Source organism: Ruegeria arenilitoris (assembly GCF_013032855.1).
In the GTDB taxonomy this organism is placed as follows: Bacteria; Pseudomonadota; Alphaproteobacteria; order Rhodobacterales; family Rhodobacteraceae; genus Ruegeria; species Ruegeria arenilitoris.
Window position 1 is genome coordinate 155,051 of the sequence record NZ_WQDA01000005.1, and the last position, 17,153, is coordinate 172,203.

Below are 17,153 nucleotides of genomic sequence, written 5' to 3' on the forward strand. Positions count from 1 at the left end.
AACCTGACCCGTTCTTCGCGCCGCGCCAAGGGGGAAACGGTCATCGATCCTCCGCCTGCGACGGTCTGACCTATCGTGGTCCAAACACCTGTGTTCTTGGCAGTTTTTTGTCGTGCCGTCTTTTCTGTTCCCGGTCATGGTTGTAGGGTCCAGCGCATGAAGTGGAACCTGCCGAATATTCTGACTTTGCTGCGCCTTCTGGCCGCACCCGGCCTGGCGGTGATGTTTCTGTATTTCACGCGGCCTTATGCCGATTGGTTCGCGCTGATCCTGTTCCTGTCGGCGGCCATAACCGATTGGTTCGACGGCTATCTGGCGCGCGCGTGGAAGCAGGAAACCAAGATGGGTGCGATGCTGGACCCGATCGCCGACAAGGCGATGGTGGTGATCGCGCTGATGATCCTTGTCGGCTATTCGACCGAGCACTGGACGCCTTGGCTGGTGCTGCCCGCCACCGTGATCCTGTTCCGCGAGGTCTTCGTCTCGGGCCTGCGCGAGTATCTGGGCGACGTGGCCGGAACGCTCAAGGTCACCAAGCTGGCCAAGTGGAAGACGACCGCGCAGATGGTGGCGATCGCCGTGCTGTTTTCGCAGGGCATATTCGAGCACTATTTCGTCATGTCCACCTTCGGCATGGATGCCGCGCTGATCGACCAGATCCTGTCGGGCCAGGTCGAGGACATCTCGGGCCTGCAATGGAAGCTGGATGGCATGTTCTGGTCGGGCCGCATCGGGTTGTGGCTGCTGTGGATCGCGGCGACGCTGACATTGATCACCGGCTACGACTACCTACGTAAAGCCATGCCCCATCTGAAGGAGGGCTGACGCATGGATGTTCTGTATTTCGCCTGGGTCCGCGAGCGGATCGGCGTGCCGAAGGAGAAGGTCGAAACCACCGCAGCTACGGTCTCCGATCTGGTGACCGAACTCAGCGCCCGCGAAGACCGCTATGCCGCGGCCTTTGCCGACCTGTCGGCCCTGCGGGTCGCGCTGGATCAGGAGCTGTCGGATTTCGACGCGCCGCTGGCCGGCGTCCGCGAAGTGGCCTTTTTCCCGCCCATGACCGGCGGATAAGGCAATGCGGATCTCCGTCCAGCAAGAGCCGTTCGATCTGGGGGCCGAGGCCAATGCCTTTGCCGCAGGTGACACGGCCAATGGCGCTATCGTCACCTTTACCGGCGTCGTGCGCGATCTGGCGCAGACCGATCTGGCCTACATGGAGATCGAGTATTATCCCGGCATGACCGAACGCGCCATCGCCAAGATCGCCGAGGAAGCCAAGAGCCGGTGGTCGCTGGGTGACGTGCTGGTGATCCATCGCCATGGGCGGCTGGCCCCAGGTGACCGGATCATGATGGTCGCAACGGCAGCCCCGCACCGCAAAGATGCGTTCGAGGCCGCTGAATACCTGATGGATTACCTGAAATCCCGCGCCCCGTTCTGGAAGAAGGAAATCACAGGTTTGGGCGCGGAGTGGGTTGCCGCCAAGGACGAGGACGAGGACGCGCTGTCGCGCTGGTAGGCGCTCAGTCGGCGTTGTTGATCCGGCCGCGCAATTCCTCGGCTTCCTGACGGGCGGCGCGCAGCCCGTCCATAGCCGCGGCCAGCTCGGCCTCGGTTTGGGTCAGCTGGTTGGTCAGCTCGGCCTCGCGCTGCTGGAGATAGGTGATCGCCTGATCACGGGTTTCCTCGGCCTCGTGCAGCTCCTGGCTCATGCGGTCCAGATCGGCCACGTCGGATTGGCGCACGCGCGACAGGCGGTGCACCAGCCAGTTGGCGAACCAGCCCATGCAGAAGGCGGCGAACAGGATGACGGCGGTGGCGATGATGAATTCGGTTCTGTTCAACTTACTGGTCCCCTGCATCCGTTTCGGATGCTTCTTCTTCTGTTGGCGCAGGTTCGGTTGCGCTTGTCTGGGTCTCCAATGCTTCCAGACCGGTTTCCTGATTGGCGACCGGCTCGGGCCGGATCAGCCGGAATTCGATGCGCCGGTTTTTCTCGCGCCCGTCTTCGGTGTCATTGTCTGCAATCGGCTGCGTCTCACCATATCCTGCGGCCGAGTAGCTTTTGGTCGGCACCCGACGGGCGCGCAATTCGTTCAGGATGGACTGGGCGCGTGACTGGCTCAGTTGCTGGTTCATCTCTTCACGGCCCTGGCTGTCGGTATGACCCTGGATTTCAATCCGGATCGGTCCACATTCGCGCAGGATCTCGGCAATCTGGTTCAGACTGTCGCGGGACTCTGATGAAACCGTAGCCGATCCGGGCTCGAACGTGATTTTGCGGGTTTCCTGAACCTCGGCGATGCGACTTTCGCACTGCTCGGGGTCTGGCAGCGCGTCTTCGCGTTCGGGCGGGGGCTGATAGGTGATCGACAGGTCAAAGTCCTGCGCATCGCCCAGCTTGTCGGACAGCAGGCCCGCGATCTGTGCCTTGGCGTCTTCATCATGGCTGACGCCTGTCAACTCGACCTTGTCGGGCGTTACGGTCAGCACGCCGTTGTTCAGCCAGGACAGGGATTCCAGCCCCGCCAGAACGCGTACGGGCCAGTCCTGCGGCATCTGGTCGACTACGCGGGCGGCACTGTGAACCTGATCGGATCCGAAGGCAGCCCGGGCGTAGCTGTCGATCATGTCACGCTGCAAATCGTCGCCCAGACGGCCGCGCAGTTGTACCAGACCTTCCGGGCTGCGGGTGGCGGTGAATTCCACAGGTCCGGCCTGTTCGTTGTTTTCGGGTTCAGGCAGAACCGCGTGCAGGGCAAACACTTCGGGCAGGGCGTTTTCCAACTCGCCCACGACCTTGTCGAAGGTGGCCGGGCTGGTGTTCGGTTCAGCAATCAGCGTGATGTCGGCATCCGACATCGTGACGGAACCTTGCCCGATCTCGGACAGAGCCCGGATACTCAGTTCAGCGGCCTGCGCCCATCGGGGCGATGGCACACCCAGGCCGATCGTGCAGGTATAGGGCCCTGACAGCCCGGCATCCTGCGCGGCGGCAACAATGGTGTCGCGCGCCTTTTCATCCTGTGCCGAACAGGCGTCGAACTGTCCGCCATCTTCCGAAATCAGATAGCGCAATGTGAACGGAGTGATCACCGGGCGCGGTGCCGAAATCGCCAGACCGATGCGCAAGCTGGGCGGCGCGGCGCGTGTCAGCTCTTGTTCCAGCCGTTCTTTTTCCTGCTGGCTGTCAGCGATGGCAGTGATCTTAACCAGGTCGGGACTGGCGGAAACCTTGGCTCGCGGCAGCTTGGACAGGGCAAGGATGGCGTAGGATATCGCGTCGTCCCAGCCTTTGGGTTTCTTGTAGTCTGCGGTTTCCAGCAGGTCCGACACCCGCGCCTGGGGGTCCAGCTTCTGCAGCCGGGCCATCAGTGCGTTGCGATCCACGCTGGCCGGAACCAACCCGATCACGGAAATGCCGCTGTCGTTCCGGAGAATTTCTGCCGAGAATTTGGGCGGAGTCAGGTCAGCCGTCGGGGCAATGTCCATCTCGTCGATCACCCGAGAGGTGTCGACCTGTGTACCGGCCGCGGTCAGCGCGTTGAATCGGGTGGCCTCGTCCGGGGCAGTACCGGTCAGCACAACGCGCAGCCCATCCGCCTGCACTTCGGCCCACTCGTGGCCCTGCATGCTCAGTGCATTTCGAACGGCAGTTTCCGAGGTTTCTTCGATCTTGGTCACCGCGAATCCGGCGGCCAGCAGACAGACCCCCGCCGACACGACAAAGATCAGGGCTGATGTCAGGAAATACGGCAAGCGCATGAGCGGTTTCTTATCTCCTCGGGCCATTGGGCGGGACTCTTACAGGCACCGGTACCGAGGTGCAATCAGAGGAGCAATGCGACGCAAAGGAAGATGAGCGGAATAAGGCCGGTATCCCGGTTGGCGCGAAACAGCTGCAGCAGTTTCGCGTTGTCTTCGATGTCCAGCCCGCGCAGTTGCCACGCCATGTGCCACCCCATTGCCCAAGGTCCACCGATGGCCACGACCAGTGCCAGCACGCTGGAATTGGGCAGCGCGGCCTCGACGATGGCCAGCCCCATCAGCGCCACGGTCGCCACAAGGAAATACTTCAGCCATTTCGCGGTGTCGGTCCCGAACAGACGCGCGGTGGACTTGATGCCGATCAGCTCGTCATCCTCGGCGTCCTGGTGGGCATAGATAGTGTCGTAGAACAGCGTCCAGGCGATGCCGGACAGGTACAGCAGGATCGCAGGCCATTCGACCGTGCCGCGATGCGCCGCCCAGGCCAGCAGGGCGCCCCAGTTGAAGGCCAGCCCCAGAAACACCTGCGGCCACCAGGTGAAGCGCTTGGCATAGGGATAGATCGTCACCGGCAGCAGCGACAGGACGCCCATCGCGATGGCCGCCTGGTTGAAGGTCAGCAGGATCGCCAGCGCCAGAAGGCACTGTAGGCCCATCCAGATCACCGCCTGCCGCACGCTGACCTGACCCGAGGGGATGGGCCGCGAGCGCGTACGGGCGACCTGCGCGTCGAACTTGCGGTCGGTGATGTCGTTCCAGGTGCACCCCGCGCCACGCATAAGAAAGGCCCCGGCCGCGCACCCCACGGCAATCCACAGATCGCCCCACCGCGGCTGACCGTCATGCAGGATCGCCAGCGCCAAGCCCCACCAGCACGGAATCAGCAGCAGCCACGTCCCGATCGGCCGGTCCGCGCGCGACAGCCGCAGATAGGGGCGGGCAAAGGCCGGGGCGCGGGTATCGACCCAGTTGCCGGTAACGGCGTCGGCGACCTGACCGTCTGGTGTTGGGGCATTGCCTTGCATATGTAGGGTCTCATGAGTGCGAAGATCAGGCTGTATGTAGATCACCCTCTGGGTGCGGGGCAATCGGTTCCTTTGACGCGCGAGCAGGCCCATTACCTGTTCGGCGTGATGCGTCTGGCCGTGGGCGGGCAGGTGGCCCTGTTCAACGGCCGTGATGGCGAGTGGCTGGCGCAGGTGGCCGAGGCGGGCAAGCGGGGCGGTACTCTGAGCTGTCTTGAACAGACCCGGCCACTGCAACTGCCGCCGGACCTTTGGCTGCTGTTTGCCCCGATCAAGAAGGCGCGCACCGATTTCATCGTCGAAAAGGCGGCCGAGATGGGGGCCGCGAAGATCATGCCGGTGCAGACTGCCTTCACCAATTCCGAACGCATCCGCCAGGACCGGCTGCAGGCCCATGCGGTCGAGGCGGCCGAGCAATGCGGCGGCACCTTCGTGCCCGAGGTCTGCGACCTGCAGCGGCTGGACAAGCTGTTGGACAACTGGCCCGACGACCGCCAGCTGATGTTCTGCGACGAGGCCGAGGCCGGATCGGCCCTGCGCCTGGCCGCGCAGGACAAGGGCCTGCCGTGGGCCATCCTGATCGGCCCCGAGGGCGGGTTCTCCGATACCGAGCGCCAGCGGCTGAAGAATCTGCCGTTCACGCATGTGGTCAGCCTGGGGCCGCGCATCCTGCGGGCCGATACGGCGGCGGTGGCCGCGATGACCCTGTGGCAGCAGACGCTGGGGGACTGGTCCTGATGTGGCGGCCGGCGCAGCAACAGGATGTTCCGGCGATCGAGCGGTTTCTTCTGGATCATGTGCAAAGCTCGATGTTCGCGCTGGCCAACCTGCGAGAGTTCGGCCTGAACGCACCTGCACCGCGCGCGATGAGCATGTGGATGCTGGGCGACCCGCTGCGCGGCGTGTTCGGCATCACCAACGAAGGCATGATCCTGCCGCAATGCCCGGATCTGCCCGAGGCCGGCCTGGCCGAGGCAGCGGACCTGATCCGGGGCCGCACGGTCATTGGGTTGGCGGGCGAGGCAACGCAAGCCCGCCGGTTTCTGCGACAGGCCGGATGGCAGGACCGCGCCGCCCGTCTGGACCGGGATGAGCCCTCTTTTGCGCTGGACTTGCGCGACCTGATCGTTCCACCAACGGAAAACGCAAGGCTGGTGCCTCTGTCTGACGGCGACCGCAGCCTGCTGATCCGCTGGCGCGAGGCCTATCACTTGGAATCTTTGGGCACCGACCCGGGCATGGCCCGCAAGGCTGCGCAGAAAGACATCGACGGATATATTCAGCGCGACTCGCACCGGCTGTTGATGGTCGACGGCCACCCCGTCAGCATGACGGGCTTCAATGCCACGTTGCCCGAGATCGTCCAGATCGGCGGCGTGTTTACGCCGCCCGCGCTGCGCGGGCGAGGCTATGCCCGCACCGCCGTCGCCCTGCATCTGGCCGAAGCGCGGGCCGCCGGAGTGCGCAGGGCCGTTCTGTTCGCGGCTTCAAACGCCGCCGTGCGTGCTTATGTTGCGATTGGGTTTGCCCCTGCCGGGACCTTTTCACTGGTCCTGTTCAGCGATCAGATGGAGGCCGCGTCATGAGTTTCATCCGACCCGAAGCCAAACTGGCCCTGTGGCGCTGGCGCGAGGTGCTGGCCGCCGGGTTCGTTCTGATCCTTGGCCTCAGCTGGATCGGCGGTCCGGGCGGGTTGCTGGGCTGGCTGGGCTGGGTGCTTGTGCTGGTCTCGGTCGCGCTGGCCGTGATCGGCGTACAGCGCGCGCGGTTCCGGCTGGGCGCGGGCGGGCCGGGCGTGGTGTCGGTGGATGAAGGACAGATCGCCTATCTGGGGCCGCTGGACGGTGGCATCGTCGCCACTCGCGAAATCGAGAGCCTGACTCTGGACCCTACCGCCAGCCCCGCGCATTGGGTGCTGCAGCAGCCCGGCCAGCCGCCGCTTCACATTCCCGTGAATGCCGAGGGCGCCGAGGCGTTGTTCGATGTGTTCTCGGCCCTGCCGGGGCTGCGGACCGAGCGGATGCTGTCGGAACTCAAGGGCGGGGCGTCGCATCCGGTGGTCATCTGGGAACGCCACCCCTCGCGCCCGGCACACATCCGGTTGAATTGACGGTGCATTGACACCGGGGGAGATTGCGACCACCACTGACCCCCACGACTCGACACTTCAGGATCGGAGCACGGTTCATGTCCATTCCTCAGTCCGGCGGCGGGCCGATCGAACGCCACGAACAACTGGCCGAATACCTGGCCGATGGCTGCAAACCCAAAAGCGAATGGCGCATCGGGACCGAGCACGAGAAATTCGGCTATTGCAAGGACACGCTGAAGCCGCTGCCCTACGAAGGCGAACGCTCGATCCTGGCGGTACTGCAGGGGCTGCGCGACGGGCATGGCTGGACCCCCGTGGAAGAGGCGTGCAAGCTGATCGGGCTGGAAAAGGACGGGGCCAACGTCTCGTTGGAACCGGGCGGGCAGCTGGAGCTGTCAGGCGCTCCGCTGGAGACCATCCACGAGACCTGCGACGAGGTGAACGCGCATCTGCGCGACGTGAAGGACATCGCCGATAAGATCGGCGTAGGCTTCATCGGGCTGGGCGCCGCACCGATCTGGAAGCACGAGGACATGCCGCTGATGCCCAAGGGCCGGTATGTCCTGATGAATGACTACATGGAAAAGGTCGGCGACATGGGCCGCGCCATGATGCGCCGGACCTGCACGGTTCAGGTCAACATCGATTTCGGGTCCGAGGCGGACATGGTGCAGAAGCTGCGCGTGGCGCTGGCCCTGCAGCCGGTGGCGACCGCGCTGTTTGCCAACTCGCCCTTCTTCGAGGGCAAGCCCAACGGCCACAAAAGCTGGCGCAGCTACATCTGGCGGCATCTGGATGACGCGCGCACCGGCATGCTGCCCTTCGTGTTCGAGGACGGCTTCGGGTTCGAGCGCTATGTCGAGTACGCTTTGGATGTGCCGATGTATTTCGTCTATCGCGACGGAAAGTATATCGACGCGCTGGGCATGTCATTCCGCGATTTCCTGCAGGGCAAGCTGCCCGCGCTGCCGGGCGAGACGCCGACGCTTTCGGATTGGGCCGATCACCTGACCACCGCCTTCCCCGAGGCGCGGATCAAGAAGTTCATGGAAATGCGCGGGGCCGACGGCGGCCCGTGGCGCCGTCTGTGCGCGCTGCCCGCCTTCTGGGTAGGGCTGACCTATGACCAGTCCGCGCTGGATGCCGCATGGGATCTGGTCAAGGGCTGGGACGCCGAAACCCGCGAGGGGTTGCGCGTCGCCGCGGCCCGGGACGGGCTGCAGGCGCAGGTCGGCGGTATCAACATGCACGATCTGGCGCGCGAGGTGGTGGCCATCGCCGAGTCCGGCCTGAAGGCGCGGGCGCGGCCGGGTGCAGGCGGGCTGGTCCCGGACGAGACCCATTTCGTGAACGCGCTTAAGGAAAGCATCCAGTCCGGCAAGGTGCCGGCCGACGAGCTGCTGGAGCATTACCACGGCGACTGGCAGGGCGATCTGACGCGGATCTACCCCGAATACAGCTACTGACCGCGACCTGTTGCAATTAGGGGCCTGTTAGCCACATTCCCGGATCGCGCCTTGTTCGGCGGCGGCGTTTGCGCGATACATTCGGGTCAGGTTTTCCGGTCGTGGTGCTTTCATGGGGCGTATCAGTGAGTTGCATTATTCCAATGCCTATGCCGCGAATTCGGGCGTGTCCGAATTCTTGGAGGTGTCCCTTCGCCCCGGCGAAGATCCGGCGGATTTCACCGTGTCCTTCTATCAGGCGAACGGGCAGGTTGGGATCGAGATCCCACTCAACGATCCCTCCGTTCAGGTCACCGTCGACCCCGACAACAACGAGATCGTCTATGTCATCTCGGCCGATGATTTTCCGATCTTCCTGACCGATCCGGATGGTGGCGGCCCAACCAATTACGAAGCCTATGCGCTGACCAACACCGCCACGGGTGAGGTAATAGATTTCTACGACATCGGTGGCGGCACGCAGAACATCGTCGCGGTCGATGGGTTGGCGGCCGGGGAAACCTCGGTCAACCTGCCGGTGCTGGTCGGGCCGAACCAGACGACGACGACCCTGCAGTTCAATCAACCCGATCCTGACACGCTGACCTATGGCCCCTTGTCGCCCGGGGATACCGGGGCCGCCTGTTTCACGGCCGGAACCCTGGTGGATACCCCCGAGGGGCCGCGCCGGATCGAGACGCTGCAGCCCGGCGATACGGTCCTGACCGTCGATGACGGCCCCTGCCGGGTGCGCTGGATCGGCGGCCGCACGGTGCGCGGCGTGGGTCGTTTCGCGCCGGTGCGCATCCGCGCGGGTGTTCTGGGCGCCAAGACAGACATTCTGGTCTCGCCCCAGCACCGCATTCTGGTCGGAGGCTGGCAAGCCCAGCTTCTGTTCGGCGAGGATGAGGTTCTGGTCCCCGCCAAATCGCTGGTCTACGGCGATACCGTCACCGTGCAGCCCTGTGACATTGTCCGCTATGTCCACCTGTTCTTCGACCAGCACCAGCTGGTCACCACTTCAGGTCTTGTGTCCGAGAGCTTCTTTCCGGGGCAGGAGGCGCTCTCGGGGCTGGAGCAGGAGGCCGCGCGCGAACTGTTTGCGCTGTTCCCCGAACTGCAGACCCATCCGCAGGGCTATGGCCCCACGATCCGCCCGGTCCGGTGTGATCGACAGGCAGCGGTTCTGCGCGCGACCTGATCGCGCGGCCCGGCCCTCTTGCTTTCGCGCGCTGCTGTGATAGCAGGACAGCAACAGAATTCAGGGGACCGTCATGGACGATCTTAAGGCAAAATACCTGGGTCAGATCGCTGACGCAGGCGACGAAAGCACGCTGGAAGCGATCCGCGTGGCCGCGGTGGGCAAAAAGGGCGAAGTGGCGCTGAAGATGCGCGAACTGGGCAAGATGACGCCCGAGGAACGCCAGGTCGCCGGCCCCGCGCTGAACGCGCTGAAGGACGAGATCAATTCGGCGCTGGCCGCCAAGAAGGCCGCATTGGCCGATGCCGCGCTGGACGAACGTCTGCGGACCGAGTGGCTGGACGTGACCCTGCCCGCGCGCCCGCGCCGCCAAGGCTCGATTCACCCGGTCAGCCAGGCGACCGAGGAACTGACCGCGATCTTTGCCGAACTGGGCTTTTCCGTCGCCGAAGGTCCGCGGATCGAGACAGATTGGTACAATTTCGACGCGCTGAACATCCCCGGCCACCACCCCGCGCGGGCCGAGATGGACACGTTCTACATGCACCGCGCGCCGGGCGACAATCGCCCGCCGCATGTGCTGCGCACCCATACCTCGCCGGTTCAGATCCGCTCGATGGAAAAGCAGGGCGCGCCGATCCGCGTGATCTGTCCGGGCGGTGTCTATCGCGCCGACTATGACCAGACCCACACGCCGATGTTCCACCAGGTCGAAGGCCTGGCCATCGACAAGGATATCTCGATGGCGAACCTGAAATGGGTGCTGGAGGAATTCGTCAAGGCGTTCTTCGAGGTCGACGACGTCGAACTGCGCTTCCGCGCCTCGCATTTCCCGTTCACCGAACCCTCGGCCGAGGTCGATATCCGCTGTTCTTGGGAAGGCGGCCAGCTGAAGATCGGCGAGGGCGACGACTGGATGGAGATTCTGGGCAGCGGCATGGTCCACCCCAAGGTGATCGCCGCCGGCGGGATCGACCCCGAGGTCTATCAGGGCTTTGCCTTCGGCATCGGCATCGATCGTCTGGCGATGCTGAAATACGGCATCCCGGATTTGCGGGCGTTCTTTGACAGCGACCTGCGCTGGCTGCGGCACTATGGGTTTGCGGCGTTGGATATGCCGAACCTGCATGGTGGCTTGTCACGATGAAATAGCGTGGGGCTTGCCCTGCTGCCCAAGAGAATTCGGCGGGCTGGCCCGCCTAACCGGACAGGAAAACAGAAATGAAATTCACCCTCTCCTGGCTGAAAGACCACCTGGACACCGACGCCTCGGTTGATGAGATCGCCGAGGCGCTGACCGATCTCGGGCTCGAGGTCGAAGAGGTCATCAACCCGGCCGACAAGCTCAAGGATTTTACCCTGGGCTATGTGAAACATGCCGAGAAACACCCCGATGCAGACAAGCTGCGCGTCTGCAAGGTGGACACTGACGAGGGCGAGTTGCAGATCATCTGCGGCGCCCCCAACGCGCGCGAGGGCATCACCGTCGTAGTCTGCAAGCCGGGCATGTATATCCCCGGTCTGGATCTGACGATCAGCGTTGGCAAGATCCGCGGCGTCGAAAGCTTTGGCATGATGGCGTCCGAGCGCGAGCTGGAACTGTCGGACGAACATGACGGCATCATCGAGCTGCCCTCGGGCGAGGTGGGCCAGCGGTTCGTCGACTGGCTGGCCGAGAACGACCCCGCCAAGATCGACCCGGTGATCGAGATCGCCATCACTCCCAACCGCCCCGATGCGCTGGGCGTTGCAGGCATCGCGCGCGATCTGGCGGCGCGGGGTCTGGGCACGCTGAAGCAGCGCGACTATGCCCCGGTGCCGGGGGATTTCGAAAGCCCGATCAAGGTGACGATCGACGACGACACGCTGGATGGCTGCCCGCATTTCACCGGCCGCCTGATCCGCGGCGTCAAGAACGGCCCCAGCCCGCAATGGCTGCAGGATCAGCTGAAGGCGATCGGCCTGCGTCCGATCTCGGCCCTGGTGGATATCACCAACTACATGACCTTCGACAGCAACCGCCCGCTGCACGTCTTTGACGCCGACAAGGTCAAAGGCAACCTGCGGGTGTACCGCGCCAAGGGCGGTGAGAAACTGGTGGCGCTGGATGAAAAGGAATACACGCTGCAGCCCGGCATGATTGTGATTTCCGACGACAACGGCCCGGAATCCATCGCCGGCATCATGGGCGGGCAAGAGACCGGCTGTACCGAGGACACGGTGAACGTGTTTTTGGAAAGCGCCTTCTGGGATCATGTCCAGATCGCGCTGGCGGGGCGCGCGCTCAAGATCAACTCGGACGCGCGGTACCGGTTCGAACGCGGAGTCGATCCGGCATACACGCTGGAAGGGCTGGAGCACGCGACCCAGATGATCCTGGACATCTGCGGCGGCGAGGTTTCGAAGGTGGTCGAGGCCGGCAAGGCGCCGGACCATTCGCGCGCCTATCGGCTGGATGCGGCGCGGGTGCAGTCGCTGGTGGGCATGGACATCCCCGAAAGCGAGCAGCGCCAGACCCTGACCCGGCTGGGTTTCCGTCTGGAAGGCGACATGGCCCATGTGCCCAGTTGGCGCCCCGACATCCAGGGCGAGGCCGATCTGGTCGAGGAGGTCGCCCGCATCGCCTCGCTGACCAAGCTGCAGGGCAAGCCGCTGCCGCGTGTCACGGATGGTATTCCCAAGCCGGTCATGACCCCGGCCCAGCGGCGTCAGTCGATGGCGCGGCGCAACTGCGCGGCGCTGGGGTACAATGAATGCGTCAGCTACACTTTCATCGATCAGGCTTCGGCCGCGCTGTTCGGTGGCGGCGATGACGCGACGATGCTGGAAAACCCGATCTCGTCCGAGATGAGCCACATGCGCCCCGACCTGTTGCCCGGCCTGTTGCAGGCCGCGGCGCGCAACCAGGCGCGCGGCTTTGCCGATCTAGCTCTGTTCGAGGTCGGCCCGGTCTTTCATGACGGGGAACCCGGCGAGCAACGCACCCAGATCGCAGGCCTTCTGGTCGGGCGGACCGGACAAAAGGATGTGCACGGCGCCGCCCGCGCGGTCGACGTGTTTGACGCCAAGGCCGATGCGGAGGCCGTGCTGGCCGCCATAGGTGCCCCCGCCAAAGTGCAGATCCTGCGCGATGGCGACGCCTGGTGGCATCCGGGCCGTCACGGCAAGATCTGCCTGGGCCCAAAAAAAATGCTGGGCGTGTTCGGCGAACTGCATCCGCGCGTGCTGCAGCAGTTGGACATCAAGGGCCCGGCCGTGGCCTTCACCATCTGGCCGGACGAGGTGCCGCTGCCGCGCAAATCCGGCACCACCCGCTCGGCGCTGGAACTGCGCGACCTGCAGGCGGTCGAGCGTGACTTTGCCTTTGTCGTCGATGCCGATGTCGAGGCGCTGACGCTGGTGAATGCCGCCGCCGGAGCAGACAAGGCGCTGATCGAAGAGGTGCGCGTATTCGACGAATTCATCGGCGGCAGCCTGGGTGAGGGCAAGAAATCTCTGGCCATCACCGTGCGTCTGCAGCCGACCGACAGCACGCTGAAGGAAAAAGACATCGAGGCGGTGGCGGAAAAGATCATCGCCAAGGTCACCAAGGCCACCGGCGGCGTTCTGCGCGGTTGAAGCGGCTCTAACCCGAAGAGACACGCGCGCCGATGGTGCGCGTGTTTCATTTTGCGAAGAACTCTGCCAGCAGGTCAAAGACTAGCCGAATGCGCCGGCTGGTATGCAGCTCGCGGTGGGTGGTCAGCCAGATCGGGAACCGCAGCGGCTCCATGTCGGGAAGGACGCGCTCCATTCCCGGTGTAGCATCGCCCACCGGCTCGGACATGGGCGCGATGCCAAAGCCCTGCCGGGCAAACTCCCACGAGACGATGCCGTTCTGCGACCCCAGGCGGAAGTTTTCTTCGGTCAGGCGCAGGCCGATCGGTTCGAAATAGGCGATCATCTGCGCGGTGTCGCCGAAACTGATGAACTCGTGCCGGGACAGGTCCGACAGGGACTTGGGGCGTCCAGCGCGGTTTAGGTAGGCGGTGGCGGCATAGAAATGCCCGTCAGCCTCCTGCACCAGTTTTGCGATCAGGTCGGGCTGGTCGGGGCGGACATGGCGGATGGCGATATCCGCCTCGCGCCGCATCAGATCGCGAATGTCGTTCGCGGCGATCACGTCGATCCGCAGTTTCGGAGCCTGCGCGCGGATCTCGCGCAGCAGATCCGGCAGGATATAGGCCGACATCACGTCGCTTGCGGTGATCCGCACCTGCCCCTCGATCGACTGCGCCTGACCGGACGCGGCCAGCGCAATGCGATCTGCGGCGGCGCCCATGGTCCGGGTGTGCTCCAACAGCTCGATCCCGGCGGTGGTGATCTGAAGTGTCCGTCCGATCCGTTCGAACAGCATCACGCCCAGATCGGATTCAAGCGCGGCGATCTGGCGGCTGAGGGTCGGTTGTGTCTGGTCCAACCGTCGTGCCGCCGCCGAAAGCGAGCCGGTCTCGGCCGTGGCCAGAAAGGCGCGGATATGGTTCCAGTCGAATTTGCGCGGATCATCCATGCAAGAATGTATAAGGATTCTGCGAATTTCGGCAATTCACCTTTGAAACGCGTATCACTAGCTTGCGCTCAAAGGAGAGCCGACATGACCGCCACAGCCAAATTCTGGGACGGAATCGCCGAGAAATACGCGAAATCCCCGATCCGGGACATCGAGTCCTACGAGCACACGTTGCAACGCACGGTGTCCTATTTGAAGCCAACCGACCAGGTGCTGGAACTGGGCTGCGGAACCGGGCGCACCGCGCTGCGGCTGTCCGGCCATGCGGATACGATCACGGCGAGCGATGTCTCTCCGGGCATGTTGGCCGTGGGCCGCAGGTTGGCACAAGAGGAGCAGATCGAAAACGTCGTCTTTGTCGAGGCCGACGCGAACCGCCCCCCGAATTGGGCCTATGATGTGGTGATGGCGTTCAATCTGCTGCACCTGATCCGGGATCTGGAGGCGACGCTGGCCGGGGTTCATGAGGTGTTGAAACCCGGCGGTCTGTTCATTTCAAAAACGCCCTGTCTTGCCCAGGGTGGATTGGGGTTCAAGTTCGGCTTGCTCAAGCTGCTGCTGCCGATCATGCAGCTTTTGGGCAAGGCGCCATTCGTCAGTCAATTCGACATCAAGACGCTGGAAACCGCCATTGAAAAGGCCGGGTTCGAGATTATCGAAAGCGGGAACTTCCCGGCAAAACCGCCCTCGCGCTATCTGGTGGCCCGCAAGCTGTGACGCCAGCGCCGCATCGGCAGGCAACTTCCGCATTGGGCTTTGCGGGTTTGGACAGTAAACAGGGCCAGAAGCAAAAGGCGGAGGCTGCAATGGGTTTGAATGTCTACCTGTCGGGCGAGATCCACACGGATTGGCGCGAACAGATCATCGAAGGCGCGCAAGGGCTGGACGTCACGTTCAACAGCCCGGTGACCGATCATGCGGCCAGCGACGATTGCGGCGTCGCCATTCTGGGGGCCGAGCCGAACAAGTATTGGCACGACCACAAAGGTGCGATGGTCAACGCGATCCGTACCCGCAAGGGGATCGCCGATGCCGACGTCGTCGTGGTGCGATTCGGGGACAAGTACAAGCAGTGGAATGCGGCCTTCGACGCGGGCTATGCCGCGGCCCTGGGCAAGTCGATCATCGTGCTGCACGGTCCCGAGCATCAGCATGCGCTGAAAGAGGTCGATACCGCCGCGTTGGCGGTGGCCGAGGAGCCCCGCCAGGTGGTCGAGATTCTGCGCTATGTGCTGACCGGGAAACTGCCCGGTTGATGGAACGGAATGCCAACGCCGCTTGCCAGGCGGCGACGGCGTGATCCCTTACCCGCGCGGAGGCGTGACCAGACCCTTTTGAACCGCGGGCCGGTCCAGGAACCGGTTCAGATAGGCGATGGTGTTGCGATGATCGTCCCAGCCGACCAACTCTTTGGCGCCGTAGAAATCAAGGCCGCGCAGCCACGGGGCCAAAGCGATATCGGCAATTGAGTACTCACCGGCGATCCAGTCCTGCCCGTGCAACTGGGTCTCGACGACATTCAGCAGCCGTTTGGCCTCGTTGATATACCGCTCGCGCGGGCGCGGGTCTTCGATCGCGCTGCCGGCGAACTTGTGGAAGTAACCCAGCTGCCCGAACATCGGACCCACGCCGCCCATCTGGAAAATCAGCCATTGCGTGATCCGATACTTGTCGGCCATGTTCTGGCCGAGGAACTTGCCGGTTTTCTCGGCCAGGTAAAGCAGGATCGCACCACTTTCGAACAGCGCCAAGGGCTGTCCGTCCGGGCCGTCAGGATCGATGATCGCCGGAATCTTGTTGTTTGGGTTCAGCGACAGAAACTCGGGGCTTTTGACGTCAGCGTCTGACAGGGTGACCTTGTGCGCCTCGTAGGGCAGGCCTGTTTCTTCGAGCATGATGGACACCTTCACGCCGTTCGGCGTCGGGAAGGAATAGAGTTGGATCCGCTCCGGCGAATGCGGGGGCCATTTGGTCATGATCGGGAAGGTGGCGGTGTCCAGCATGGCAAGCTCCTTGTTCGGGTACTATTGCAAGCTAGGCACTCAGGGGCGGATTGTTAGATGGCGGTCTGTGCAACCCCGGGCAGCGACTGTTTGCTGAAGCACAGCGGGGAAATCCGGGACATTTCAAACCTAGACCTGTGCGGTTTTATCGCCCAATGTTGAGGAAACCCCGCGCAAAAGTCGCGGGTTTGTTGCTGTTGGAAAGGAGACGCCCGTGGATGAGGTCGTGACGCAGGTAGGGGCATTTGCCCCATTGATCATGAGCGCGGTCAAAGCCCTGATCGTTCTTGTTGTCGGCTGGATAGCCGCTGGCATGATCGCAGGGATCGTTCGCCGCCGAATTAATTCGACCCCGCAAATCGATCCGACTTTGGGGAATTTCGTTGCCAGCACCGTCAAATGGGTGATCCTGGCCATTGTCCTGGTTGCTGTGCTTGGCATCTTCGGAATCGAAGCGACGAGTATCGTTGCCATTCTGGGTGCCGCTTCGCTGGCCATCGGCCTTGCGCTGCAGGGCACGCTCAGCGATCTAGCCGCAGGTGTGATGCTGGTGGTTTTCCGGCCATACAAGCTGGGTCAGTTCGTGGATATCGGTGGGACAGCCGGCACGGTGAAGGACCTGAACCTGTTCACGACCGAACTGGTCACGCCCGATAATGTGCAGATCATCGTTCCCAATGGTCAGGCCTGGGGGTCGATTATCACCAACTACTCGGCCCACGACACGCGGCGTGTCGATCTGGTGTTCGGGATCGACTATGGCGACAGTGCGGATGCGGCCATGAAGATCATTCTGGATGTGGCCAAGGCGGACAAGCGCATACACTCGGACCCCGAGCCCTGGGTGCGTGTGACCAACTTGGGAGACAGCTCGGTAGACCTGACCGCGCGGTTGTGGTGCGCGGCCGCCGACTATTGGGACGTCAAGTTTGATCTGACCAAGGCCGTCAAGGAAGCGTTTGACAGCAAGGGCATTTCGATTCCCTACCCGCACTCGGTGGAAATCCACAAAGAGGGCTGAATGCTCCCGCCCGTCCGTCGGGCATTGGAAATGCCCTTCTTCGGTT

18 protein-coding genes are annotated in these 17,153 nt (G+C 63.5%); 13 read left to right on the forward strand and 5 right to left on the reverse strand.

Annotated features, from left to right (window positions below; translation table 11 throughout):
* The first annotated feature begins 156 nt into the window (after positions 1-156).
* From pgsA to GOW72_RS16290, 3 genes are read left to right on the forward strand one after another with little or no spacing between them, the layout of a single operon-like run.
* On the forward strand, positions 157-825 hold the full coding sequence (gene pgsA / locus GOW72_RS16280) for a CDP-diacylglycerol--glycerol-3-phosphate 3-phosphatidyltransferase (protein ID WP_170342342.1): 669 nt from the start codon (positions 157-159) through the stop codon (positions 823-825).
* A 3-nt stretch (positions 826-828) separates the two neighbouring features.
* On the forward strand, positions 829-1,074 hold the full coding sequence (moaD, locus tag GOW72_RS16285; RefSeq protein WP_170367567.1) for a molybdopterin converting factor subunit 1: 246 nt from the start codon (positions 829-831) through the stop codon (positions 1,072-1,074).
* A 4-nt stretch (positions 1,075-1,078) separates the two neighbouring features.
* On the forward strand, positions 1,079-1,522 hold the full coding sequence (locus GOW72_RS16290; protein WP_170367568.1) for a molybdenum cofactor biosynthesis protein MoaE: 444 nt from the start codon (positions 1,079-1,081) through the stop codon (positions 1,520-1,522).
* A gap of 4 nt (positions 1,523-1,526) precedes the next feature.
* Here GOW72_RS16290 and GOW72_RS16295 read toward each other — a convergent pair whose 3' ends face one another.
* The 3 genes from GOW72_RS16295 to ubiA form a co-directional block, all read right to left on the reverse strand.
* Entirely contained in the window at positions 1,527-1,847 is a 321-nt protein-coding gene (locus GOW72_RS16295) for a hypothetical protein (RefSeq protein ID WP_093963571.1), read from the reverse strand.
* Between the two features lies 1 nt (position 1,848).
* Positions 1,849-3,768, reverse strand: coding sequence for an OmpA family protein (locus GOW72_RS16300; RefSeq protein WP_170367569.1), 1,920 nt, complete (start codon positions 3,766-3,768; stop codon positions 1,849-1,851).
* 65 nt (positions 3,769-3,833) lie between these two features.
* Positions 3,834-4,796, reverse strand: coding sequence for a 4-hydroxybenzoate octaprenyltransferase (ubiA, locus tag GOW72_RS16305; protein ID WP_170359989.1), 963 nt, complete (start codon positions 4,794-4,796; stop codon positions 3,834-3,836).
* A gap of 12 nt (positions 4,797-4,808) precedes the next feature.
* Here ubiA and GOW72_RS16310 point away from each other — a divergent pair, with 12 nt between their 5' ends.
* The 7 genes from GOW72_RS16310 (at position 4,809) to pheT (ending at position 13,152) form a co-directional block, all read left to right on the forward strand.
* The gene (locus GOW72_RS16310) at positions 4,809-5,534 is read left to right on the forward strand and encodes a 16S rRNA (uracil(1498)-N(3))-methyltransferase (protein WP_170367570.1); all 726 of its coding nucleotides are present in this window, start codon (positions 4,809-4,811) and stop codon (positions 5,532-5,534) included.
* Complete coding sequence (locus GOW72_RS16315; protein ID WP_170367571.1) at positions 5,534-6,382, forward strand: GNAT family N-acetyltransferase; 849 nt, start codon at positions 5,534-5,536, stop codon at positions 6,380-6,382. Before GOW72_RS16310 ends, GOW72_RS16315 begins: the two co-directional genes overlap by 1 nt.
* The gene (locus tag GOW72_RS16320) at positions 6,379-6,906 is read left to right on the forward strand and encodes a hypothetical protein (RefSeq protein WP_170343048.1); all 528 of its coding nucleotides are present in this window, start codon (positions 6,379-6,381) and stop codon (positions 6,904-6,906) included. The genes GOW72_RS16315 and GOW72_RS16320 overlap by 4 nt, the downstream gene beginning before the upstream one ends.
* Positions 6,907-6,983: 77 nt before the next feature.
* Positions 6,984-8,354, forward strand: coding sequence for a glutamate--cysteine ligase (locus GOW72_RS16325; RefSeq protein WP_170367572.1), 1,371 nt, complete (start codon positions 6,984-6,986; stop codon positions 8,352-8,354).
* A gap of 112 nt (positions 8,355-8,466) precedes the next feature.
* A complete protein-coding gene (locus tag GOW72_RS16330) occupies positions 8,467-9,534 on the forward strand; it encodes a Hint domain-containing protein (RefSeq protein WP_170367573.1) in 1,068 nt (355 codons plus the stop codon).
* Positions 9,535-9,607: 73 nt separating this feature from the next.
* The gene (gene pheS / locus GOW72_RS16335) at positions 9,608-10,681 is read left to right on the forward strand and encodes a phenylalanine--tRNA ligase subunit alpha (protein WP_093963563.1); all 1,074 of its coding nucleotides are present in this window, start codon (positions 9,608-9,610) and stop codon (positions 10,679-10,681) included.
* A gap of 74 nt (positions 10,682-10,755) precedes the next feature.
* On the forward strand, positions 10,756-13,152 hold the full coding sequence (gene pheT / locus GOW72_RS16340) for a phenylalanine--tRNA ligase subunit beta (RefSeq protein WP_170367574.1): 2,397 nt from the start codon (positions 10,756-10,758) through the stop codon (positions 13,150-13,152).
* Between the two features lie 46 nt (positions 13,153-13,198).
* Here the strand turns inward: pheT and GOW72_RS16345 are convergent, their stop codons facing one another.
* The gene (locus GOW72_RS16345; RefSeq protein WP_170367575.1) at positions 13,199-14,083 is read right to left on the reverse strand and encodes a LysR family transcriptional regulator; all 885 of its coding nucleotides are present in this window, start codon (positions 14,081-14,083) and stop codon (positions 13,199-13,201) included.
* 84 nt (positions 14,084-14,167) lie between these two features.
* Here GOW72_RS16345 and GOW72_RS16350 point away from each other — a divergent pair, with 84 nt between their 5' ends.
* Together GOW72_RS16350 and GOW72_RS16355 are read left to right on the forward strand one after the other, a co-directional pair.
* A complete protein-coding gene (locus tag GOW72_RS16350) occupies positions 14,168-14,800 on the forward strand; it encodes a class I SAM-dependent methyltransferase (RefSeq protein ID WP_170359999.1) in 633 nt (210 codons plus the stop codon).
* An 89-nt stretch (positions 14,801-14,889) separates the two neighbouring features.
* Positions 14,890-15,339, forward strand: a complete 450-nt coding sequence (locus GOW72_RS16355; protein WP_093963775.1) for a YtoQ family protein — start codon at positions 14,890-14,892, stop codon at positions 15,337-15,339.
* Positions 15,340-15,387: 48 nt separating this feature from the next.
* On the opposite strand, the gene GOW72_RS16360 is transcribed toward GOW72_RS16355, so the two are convergent.
* Complete coding sequence (locus tag GOW72_RS16360; RefSeq protein ID WP_170367576.1) at positions 15,388-16,086, reverse strand: glutathione S-transferase family protein; 699 nt, start codon at positions 16,084-16,086, stop codon at positions 15,388-15,390.
* A gap of 214 nt (positions 16,087-16,300) precedes the next feature.
* On the opposite strand from GOW72_RS16360, the gene GOW72_RS16365 reads away from it, so the two are divergent.
* Positions 16,301-17,107 (forward strand): mechanosensitive ion channel family protein, encoded by an 807-nt coding sequence (locus GOW72_RS16365; protein ID WP_170367577.1) that lies wholly within the window; start codon positions 16,301-16,303, stop codon positions 17,105-17,107.
* Positions 17,108-17,153 lie beyond the last annotated feature (46 nt).

Coding starts and splice junctions, on each gene's coding strand:
- GOW72_RS16315 (WP_170367571.1), top strand. CDS start 5,534: ATGTGGCGGCCGGCGCAGCAACAGGATGTTCCGGCGATCGAGCGGTTT.
- pheT (WP_170367574.1), top strand. CDS start 10,756: ATGAAATTCACCCTCTCCTGGCTGAAAGACCACCTGGACACCGACGCC.
- GOW72_RS16325 (WP_170367572.1), top strand. CDS start 6,984: ATGTCCATTCCTCAGTCCGGCGGCGGGCCGATCGAACGCCACGAACAA.
- GOW72_RS16345 (WP_170367575.1), bottom strand. CDS start 14,083: ATGGATGATCCGCGCAAATTCGACTGGAACCATATCCGCGCCTTTCTG.
- GOW72_RS16355 (WP_093963775.1), top strand. CDS start 14,890: ATGGGTTTGAATGTCTACCTGTCGGGCGAGATCCACACGGATTGGCGC.
- pheS (WP_093963563.1), top strand. CDS start 9,608: ATGGACGATCTTAAGGCAAAATACCTGGGTCAGATCGCTGACGCAGGC.
- GOW72_RS16350 (WP_170359999.1), top strand. CDS start 14,168: ATGACCGCCACAGCCAAATTCTGGGACGGAATCGCCGAGAAATACGCG.
- GOW72_RS16320 (WP_170343048.1), top strand. CDS start 6,379: ATGAGTTTCATCCGACCCGAAGCCAAACTGGCCCTGTGGCGCTGGCGC.
- GOW72_RS16310 (WP_170367570.1), top strand. CDS start 4,809: ATGAGTGCGAAGATCAGGCTGTATGTAGATCACCCTCTGGGTGCGGGG.
- GOW72_RS16290 (WP_170367568.1), top strand. CDS start 1,079: ATGCGGATCTCCGTCCAGCAAGAGCCGTTCGATCTGGGGGCCGAGGCC.
- pgsA (WP_170342342.1), top strand. CDS start 157: ATGAAGTGGAACCTGCCGAATATTCTGACTTTGCTGCGCCTTCTGGCC.
- GOW72_RS16330 (WP_170367573.1), top strand. CDS start 8,467: ATGGGGCGTATCAGTGAGTTGCATTATTCCAATGCCTATGCCGCGAAT.
- ubiA (WP_170359989.1), bottom strand. CDS start 4,796: ATGCAAGGCAATGCCCCAACACCAGACGGTCAGGTCGCCGACGCCGTT.
- moaD (WP_170367567.1), top strand. CDS start 829: ATGGATGTTCTGTATTTCGCCTGGGTCCGCGAGCGGATCGGCGTGCCG.
- GOW72_RS16360 (WP_170367576.1), bottom strand. CDS start 16,086: ATGCTGGACACCGCCACCTTCCCGATCATGACCAAATGGCCCCCGCAT.
- GOW72_RS16300 (WP_170367569.1), bottom strand. CDS start 3,768: ATGCGCTTGCCGTATTTCCTGACATCAGCCCTGATCTTTGTCGTGTCG.